Here is a 7,101-nt window from a genome sequence, read left to right as displayed (position 1 = left end):
GGCGCCGAGGACACCGGTCGCGATGGCGAGGGGAGCGAAACGAAGACGCTTGGCCTTGGTGGAAGCGATGTGCTGGGACACGGGCAGAACTCCTTGGGTGTGGGTGAAGAACTGCCTCGCAGTTCAAGCTGAACCCCGGTCGTGTTACTCACTTCCGAAGCACCTCAATGGTGAGGTAGTTCGACGAAGGAGATAAGTCCCCAGAGGGAGGGGCCCCCGCGCTGGGGGTACCTCGACAGTCGAGATACCGGTTCAATGAGGGAAGCCGGATGAATGGATGCACCGGCACGACAGGAGACCTCATGACCATGCTCGACGAACGCCAGACGCAGGACGCGTCGGCCGTCACCGACCTCGCAGTCCTCGCGACCGCCTACGTGTCGCTCCAACGACAGAACGTGCGCGTCGCCTCGATGGTCGCCGACGCGCTCGAGATCGGTCCGACGGACCTGCGCTCCATCATGTACGCGGCCTGGAACGAGAACCTCACCCCCAAGCAGCTCGCCGCCTACCTCCAGCTCACCACGGGCGCCACGACGAGCCTGGTCGACCGGGTGGTCTCCGCCGGGCTCCTGGTGCGGGAGCCGCATCCCACCGATCGCCGCAGCCAGATGCTGAGCCTCACCCCGAAGGGCCGCCAGAGCGTCGACCTCGTCCTGGCCACTTACCGGCACGCCTTCGAGGCCGCGCTGTCGCCGGCCGAGGTGATTCCTGCCGCCGTTCTGATCGAGGCGATCGCCGCCTCTCTCGCGACCGCTCAGCTCGCCGTCTAGCCCCGCCGCGGCCGGGCCCTGCCGCGTCTAGCCCGCCGCGTCAGGCGCGGACCAGCACCAGCACCACGGCGGCGTTGACCACGACCGTCGCCCAGAACCACCCCTGGAACGACCGCTTGCGCGTCTTGTGCCGGAACACCTGCTGCGCGATCACCGCTCCCGGCCAGCCGCCGAGCAGCCCGACCACCAGCAGGTTCCGCTCCGAGACGCGCCAGCGGCCGTTGCGAGCGGCCGACTTGTCGACCCCGTAGACGACGAACAGCAACACCGACAGCACCGCGTAGATCCACGGCACCCCGGCCGGGAACGCGAGCTGCGCCGCCCTCCACACGAAGAGCGCCGCGAACAGGGGGATGCTCAGCAGCGGCACGACGCGCCTCATCGAACCGTCACCGGTCGTGGACGATCAGCCAGGTGGCCACCGCGTCGACGTCGCCCTCGTTGCCCATCCGGTGCGGCAGCTCGCACGGGAACGTGATCGAGTCGCCCGCGCGCATGACGACCTTCTCGTCGGGGAACTGGATGGTGAGCGCCCCCGACGTGACCGTGCCGACCTCGTAGCCCTCGTGAGTGATCAGCGCCGCCAGGTCATTGGCCGAGGCGCCGGGCGGGTAGGTCGACTCGAAGAAGTCCACGCCCGACGTGTGGGCCGGCGACAGCCGGCGGAAGACGACCCCGTTGCCGAGGACGACCGGCTTGGTGCCGCCCGCGCGAGCGAGGACGAAGCCCGAGGGATGCTCGTGCCGAGTGGCCGAGGCGGGTGCATCCACCTCGTCGAAGACGTCCGCGAGCGGCTTGCCCAGCACCTGCACGATGGCGAGTAGCCGACTGACCGACGGCCGCCGCACCCCCCGCTCGATCTGCGAGACCGCGCTCGGCGAGATGTCGAGGGCCTTCGCCAGGTCGCGGAGCGACATGCCCTCGCTGGTCCGGAGCGCGCGGAGCCGGGAGCCGAGCGCCTTCGCGTCGAGTTCGACGACGGCTGTCGCCGCCACGGCGGGGGCGATCTCGGAGCCCATGACGTTCCTCTCCGACTGTGAAGCAGTTGCTGTCACACGACTGTTACACGGCTGAAATCAGCCTGTTCGTGTGAAGCAATAGATTCACACACCAGAACGAAAGAACGCCTGATCCACCGGCCATGACGCCGGTCCCAGCACGTCCTCATCGCCCGTAAGGGTACATCGTCACTCGGGAGTCCACCTTGGCAACCAACATCGCACCTCCGACGGCGCAGCCGCCCGTCACCGGCCCGCACGACCTCGTGGAGGCCGCCGGTCACCCGGCCGGCGCCGGCGTCATCAAGCCGGGCTACGACCCTCGCCTCACCAACGAGGACCTCGCCCCTCTGCAGAAGCAGACCTGGGGCGGCTACAACGCCTTCGCCTTCTGGATGTCCGACGTCCACTCCGTCGGCGGCTACGTCACCGCGGGCAGCCTGTTCGCGCTCGGCATCGCGAGCTGGCAGGTGCTCATCTCGTTGGTCGTGGGCATCCTCATCGTCATGTTCTTCGCGAACCTGGTCGCCAAGCCGAGCCAGAAGACGGGCGTGCCGTTCCCCGTGATCAACCGCGCCGTGTTCGGCGTGCTCGGGGCGAACATCCCCGCGATCATCCGAGGCCTGATCGCCATGGCCTGGTACGGGGTGCAGACGTTCCTCGCGGCGCAGTCGCTGAACATCATCTTCCTGAAGTTCATCCCGGGGTCGGCGAATCTGCTCGACCACTCGTTCCTCGGCCTGAACGCCCTCGGCTGGATCTCCTACGGCGTGCTCTGGGTCGCGCAGGCGGCGCTGTTCTGGCGCGGCATGGACACGATCCGCAAGTTCATCGACTTCGCCGGGCCCGCCGTCTACGTGATCATGATCGCCCTCGCGATCTACCTGGTCGCCAAGGCCGGCTGGGGCAACATCAGCCTCAACCTGTCCGTCGGCAAGCCGCTCGGCCTGCTCGCGGCGATCCCGGTCATGCTCTCGGCGATCGCGATCGTGGTCAGCTACTTCTCCGGCCCGATGCTCAACTTCGGCGACTTCTCGCGCTACGGCAAGTCGTTCAAGGGCGTGAAGCGCGGCAACCTGCTCGGCCTGCCGCTCAACTTCCTGTTCTTCTCGATCCTCACGGTGCTCTGCGCCTCGGCGACCGTGCCGGTGTTCGGCAAGCTCATCACCGACCCGATCGAGACGGTCCAGGCCATCGGCGCCCCCTTCGCGATCCTGCTCGGAGGCCTGACCTTCGTCACCGCCACCGTCGGCATCAACATCGTCGCGAACTTCATCTCGCCCGCCTTCGACTTCTCGAACGTCGCCCCGAAGAAGATCTCCTGGCGGATGGGCGGCATGATCGCCGCCGTCGGCTCGGTGCTGCTCACCCCGTGGAACTGGTACGGCAACCCTCAGGCGATCCAGTACACGCTGGGCATCCTCGGCGCCCTGATCGGACCGTTGTTCGGCCTCCTGATCGCCGGCTACTACCTCGTCGGCAAGCAGAAAGTCGCCGTCGACGACCTGTTCACGATGTCGCCCACCGGGCGCTACTGGTACAAGCGCGGCTTCAACCCGAACGCCGTCTGGACCATGGTCATCGCAGGCATCGTGTCCGTCGCCGCCGCCCTCGTGCCGACGCTGGTGAAGGACGCCGGAGGAGCCGACTTCACCTGGCTCGGCAACTACGGCTGGTTCATCGGCTGCGCGCTGGGGCTCGTGATCTTCTGGGCCTTCGAGACGCTCATGCCGCGCATGCCGAACCTGCAGTCCGACGACGAGACCGTGAACGACGGCACCGCGCCCGAGTTCGCCACCGCCTAGGAGCCGGGATGCGCATCCGCCTCGTCAACCCCAACACCACCGAGAGCATGACCGCCACGATCGGCCGGTCCGCCGCCGCCGTGGCCGGTCCGCTCACCCTGGTGGAGGCCGTCAACCCGACCATGGGCCCGGCCTCGATCGAGAGCCACTACGAGGAGGCGTTGGCCGTGCCGGGGCTCCTCGAGCAGGTGGCTCTCGGGGAGCTCGACGGCGTGGACGCCTACGTCATCGCCTGCTTCGGCGACCCCGGCCTGGACGCGGCGCGCGAGATCGCCCGCGGTCCGGTGCTCGGAATCGCCGAAGCGGGGATGCACGCCGCCTCGATGCTCGGACGCTCCTTCGGCATCGTGACCACCCTCGACCGGACCGTCGGCCGCGCTCGTGAGCTCGTGCAGCGGTACGGGTTCGCCGACGTGTGCTCGAGCATCCGTGCCTGCGAGATCCCCGTCCTCGAACTGGACGACCCCGCGTCGGATGCCCGGGGCCGGGTCGTCGAGGAGTGCCGCCGCGTGCTCGACACGGGTGCCGACGCCGTGCTCCTCGGCTGCGCGGGCATGGCCGACCTGTGCCACTGGGTGTCGGACGAGATCGGTGCACCCGTGGTGGACGGGGTGGCGGCGGCGACCGTGCTGGCCGAGTCGCTGGTGCGGCTGCGGCTGGCGACGGGGAAGCGCGGCGAGTACGCGTTCCCGCCCGCGAAGGAGATGAGCGGGCTGCTCGCGCCGTTCGAGCGGGGTGCGGTGGCGGTGCGCTGACGCGCTGTGTGGGTGCGCGGCGGCGACTCCAGAAGATGCGGGCCCCTGCGAACATGAGCGGCGTGTTCTGGAGTCAGCGGGACAGGTGACGGCCGGCGACTCCAGAACATGCGGGCTCCGCGGAACATGAGCGGCGTGTTCTGGAGTCGACGCGCGGGCAAGGCACGCGAGTCAGGCGCCGGGGAACGGCCCGCCGTGCCCGAGCGCGTTCCACCCCGTCTGGAGGAGGTGCGGTCGCGCCTGCTCCGCCGAGGCCTCGGTCATGTAGGTGAGCGACAGCACGATCAGCGCCCCGACGGCTCCCGTCACGGCCGCGCGGCGCTCGAGCGACGTCGACGCGGCGCTCTCGATGTCGATGCCGAACATGCCGAGGAGGGCGGCCGCCACCGGCCCGAGCCGGTCGCTGACGTCGTCCCCCCGCCGCAGCGCCAGGGCCGCCAGGACGAGTTCGGCCCAACCCGGCCGTGCCAGTGCGAGGTCGGTGAGGCCGGCCAGCGCTGCGGCGTCTTTGGCGGGCCCGGGAGTCGCACCGTCGGCGAGCGCGAGGATCGCCTCGGTCTGCTCGACGGCCTGCGCCACCGCCGCCCGCACCAGCAGCTCTTTGCTGCCGAATCGGCTCAGGATGCCGGCCTTCGAGTATCCGGCCTGGTCGGCGACCGCCTGGACGGCCGTGTCTTTGATGCCGCGGCGGGCGATGAACCCGGCGGTGATGTCGAGGATGCCGCGGTCGATCTCGCCACTGGACGGTCGCACGCCTCTCCCCGGTCCGGTCATGCCTCGATCTTCGCAGACCCCGTCGCGGCGTCGGACTCGGCCGCCGCCCCGGTTCCGGCCGCCGCCCCGGTCCCGGCCGCCATTCCGGCCCCGGCCGCCGCTCCGGACCCTGCCACGCGACCCGCACGCCGCCGAGCCGCCCCCACCAGCACGAGCACGCCCGTCAGCACCTCCCACACGACCACCGTGTAGACCGAGCCGCGCTCCCACACCCCGTCGGGCAACACGGTGATGGCCGCCGACCCCGAGTCGACGCCGAGCATGACGAGCGACACCAGACCGAGGATGCCCAGCACGACGCTCACGACGCGGTAGGCGGCCGCTGCCCCGATCGCGCGTCCGTTCGAGCCGACGACGATGGCGGCGACGTTCGCCGTGACGATCGCGACGAACGCCCCAGAGCTGTGGAAGGCGAGCAGGCCGTTGTCAGCGTTCACCTGACTGCCGTGGAACACTCCGACGAGGGTGAGCCCGACCCCGTGGGCCACGGCCAGAATCCCGAGAGCGCGGGATGCACGCCGCCCCCGTGCCCGAAGGGCGATCGCCGCGACCACCCCCGCCACCGCGAACAGCACGCCCTGCCCGACGAACGTGGCGTTCATGACGTCGTGCAGCGGGGAGTCGATCGCGCGCCCCTGGAACGCGCCGACCTGAGGGATGCCGAGGTCGGAGATGTAGTTCGTCGCGTAGCTGTAGGCAGGGAAGGCCGAAGCCGTGATGGCCTCGTCGACGACCCAGGCCAGCCCGGCGACGATCCAGAGGACGGCCGACAGGCGCGGCGGGAAGAGGCGGGTTCGAGCAGTGCGGTTCACAAGAGTGTCCATTTCGTTCAGTATCTGACCATAATAGTCACCACTCGGATCGGCTGAGAAGTCGGCTGGCAGGCCCGGTGGAGGCCCGGACGGGTGCCAGGGTGGACCCATGCGCTACGTGATCGTCGGGGCCGGGGCCATCGGTGGAGTGATCGGGGGTCGCCTCGCCGAGCACGAGGCCGTGCATCCCCCGCTCCTGATCGCCCGCGGAGAGCACGGTGCGGCGATCAAGCACGGCGGTCTTCGGGTCCGCTCGCCCGAGACGGACGTCGTCGTGCACGTGCCGAGCGCCGACGGCCCCGACGGGGTGCGACTGCGCGCCGACGACGTGCTGGTGTTCGCCACGAAGACCCAGGCCGTCGAGACGGCGCTGCGGCAGTGGGTCGACCAGCCCGTGTACGCGCAGGGTGACGGCGAGGAGCGCCCGATCGGCACGGCCGGCGAGCTGCTGCCCGTCTTCACGGCGCTCAACGGCGTCGAGAGCGAACGGATCGCGCTGCGCTACTTCGCCCGGGTCTTCGGCGTGTGCGTCTGGGTTCCGGCCGTGCACCTCACGCCGGGGGAGGTCGTCGTGCGGATCGCTCCGTCGAGCGGCACCTTCATCGTCGGCCGCTACGGCACTGCGGCGACGGAAGCCGACCGGGAGCTCCTGGAGACCCTCGGCACCGACTGGCGCGCGGCCACGTTCCGCATCTTCGCGGTCGACGACGTCATGCGCTGGAAGCACCGCAAGCTCCTCTCCAACCTGGGCAACGCGCTCCAGGCCCTGCTGGGGCCCGGCGCCGACGGAGCCGACGCGCTGCAGAAGCGGCTGCGCACCGAGGCCGAGGGCGTCTACCGTGCGGCCGGCGTCACCTGGCCGACCGACGCCGAAGAGAAGGAGTGGCGCGCCGACGCCTTCCAGATCCGTGCAGTGCCCGGCTTCGAAGGCTCGCTCGGGGGCTCGTCCTGGCAGTCGATGCAACGCGGCGCCGGTTCGGTCGAGACGGACTTCCTCAACGGCGAGATCGTGCTGCTGGCGCGGTCGCTCGGTCTGGCGGCTCCCCTCAACGCCGTCGTGCAGCGGCTGACGCGGCGGGCCGCGGGCTCCGGTTCCGCCGCGGCGTCGATGACCGTCGACGAGCTGGCGGCAGCGCTCGACGCGGCGGAAGGATCCGGAGCCGTCGTCCCGAGGTAGCGTGGAA

Annotated in this window: 8 protein-coding genes; 4 read left to right on the top strand and 4 right to left on the bottom strand. The window is 70.1% G+C overall.

What is annotated here, in order from left to right:
- The first annotated feature begins 302 nt into the window (after positions 1 to 302).
- Positions 303 to 773, top strand: coding sequence for a MarR family winged helix-turn-helix transcriptional regulator (locus ABEA39_RS17645; RefSeq protein WP_345377282.1), 471 nt, complete (start codon positions 303 to 305; stop codon positions 771 to 773).
- A 40-nt stretch (positions 774 to 813) separates the two neighbouring features.
- Here the strand turns inward: ABEA39_RS17645 and ABEA39_RS17640 are convergent, their stop codons facing one another.
- Both ABEA39_RS17640 and ABEA39_RS17635 read right to left on the bottom strand, forming a co-directional pair.
- Positions 814 to 1,155, bottom strand: a complete 342-nt coding sequence (locus ABEA39_RS17640; protein ID WP_345377281.1) for a DUF1294 domain-containing protein — start codon at positions 1,153 to 1,155, stop codon at positions 814 to 816.
- Between the two features lie 7 nt (positions 1,156 to 1,162).
- Positions 1,163 to 1,792 carry a helix-turn-helix domain-containing protein gene (locus tag ABEA39_RS17635; protein WP_345377280.1) on the bottom strand — a complete coding sequence of 210 codons (630 nt, stop codon included), beginning with the start codon at positions 1,790 to 1,792 and terminating at the stop codon, positions 1,163 to 1,165.
- Positions 1,793 to 1,977: 185 nt separating this feature from the next.
- On the opposite strand from ABEA39_RS17635, the gene ABEA39_RS17630 reads away from it, so the two are divergent.
- Positions 1,978 to 3,576, top strand: a complete 1,599-nt coding sequence (locus ABEA39_RS17630; RefSeq protein ID WP_345377279.1) for an NCS1 family nucleobase:cation symporter-1 — start codon at positions 1,978 to 1,980, stop codon at positions 3,574 to 3,576.
- A gap of 8 nt (positions 3,577 to 3,584) precedes the next feature.
- Positions 3,585 to 4,331 carry an aspartate/glutamate racemase family protein gene (locus ABEA39_RS17625; RefSeq protein WP_345377278.1) on the top strand — a complete coding sequence of 249 codons (747 nt, stop codon included), beginning with the start codon at positions 3,585 to 3,587 and terminating at the stop codon, positions 4,329 to 4,331.
- A gap of 171 nt (positions 4,332 to 4,502) precedes the next feature.
- Here the strand turns inward: ABEA39_RS17625 and ABEA39_RS17620 are convergent, their stop codons facing one another.
- Positions 4,503 to 5,105, bottom strand: a complete 603-nt coding sequence (locus ABEA39_RS17620; RefSeq protein ID WP_345377277.1) for a TetR/AcrR family transcriptional regulator — start codon at positions 5,103 to 5,105, stop codon at positions 4,503 to 4,505.
- On the bottom strand, positions 5,102 to 5,929 hold the full coding sequence (locus ABEA39_RS17615; protein ID WP_345377276.1) for a DUF998 domain-containing protein: 828 nt from the start codon (positions 5,927 to 5,929) through the stop codon (positions 5,102 to 5,104). The genes ABEA39_RS17620 and ABEA39_RS17615 overlap by 4 nt, the downstream gene beginning before the upstream one ends.
- Positions 5,930 to 6,026: 97 nt before the next feature.
- On the opposite strand from ABEA39_RS17615, the gene ABEA39_RS17610 reads away from it, so the two are divergent.
- A complete protein-coding gene (locus ABEA39_RS17610) occupies positions 6,027 to 7,094 on the top strand; it encodes a ketopantoate reductase family protein (RefSeq protein ID WP_345377275.1) in 1,068 nt (355 codons plus the stop codon).
- The last annotated feature ends 7 nt before the right edge of the window (positions 7,095 to 7,101 follow it).

Source organism: Frondihabitans cladoniiphilus, from assembly GCF_039544345.1.
GTDB classification, from domain to species: domain Bacteria; phylum Actinomycetota; class Actinomycetes; order Actinomycetales; family Microbacteriaceae; genus Frondihabitans; species Frondihabitans cladoniiphilus.
This window is presented reverse-complemented; position numbering and strand designations above follow the sequence as displayed.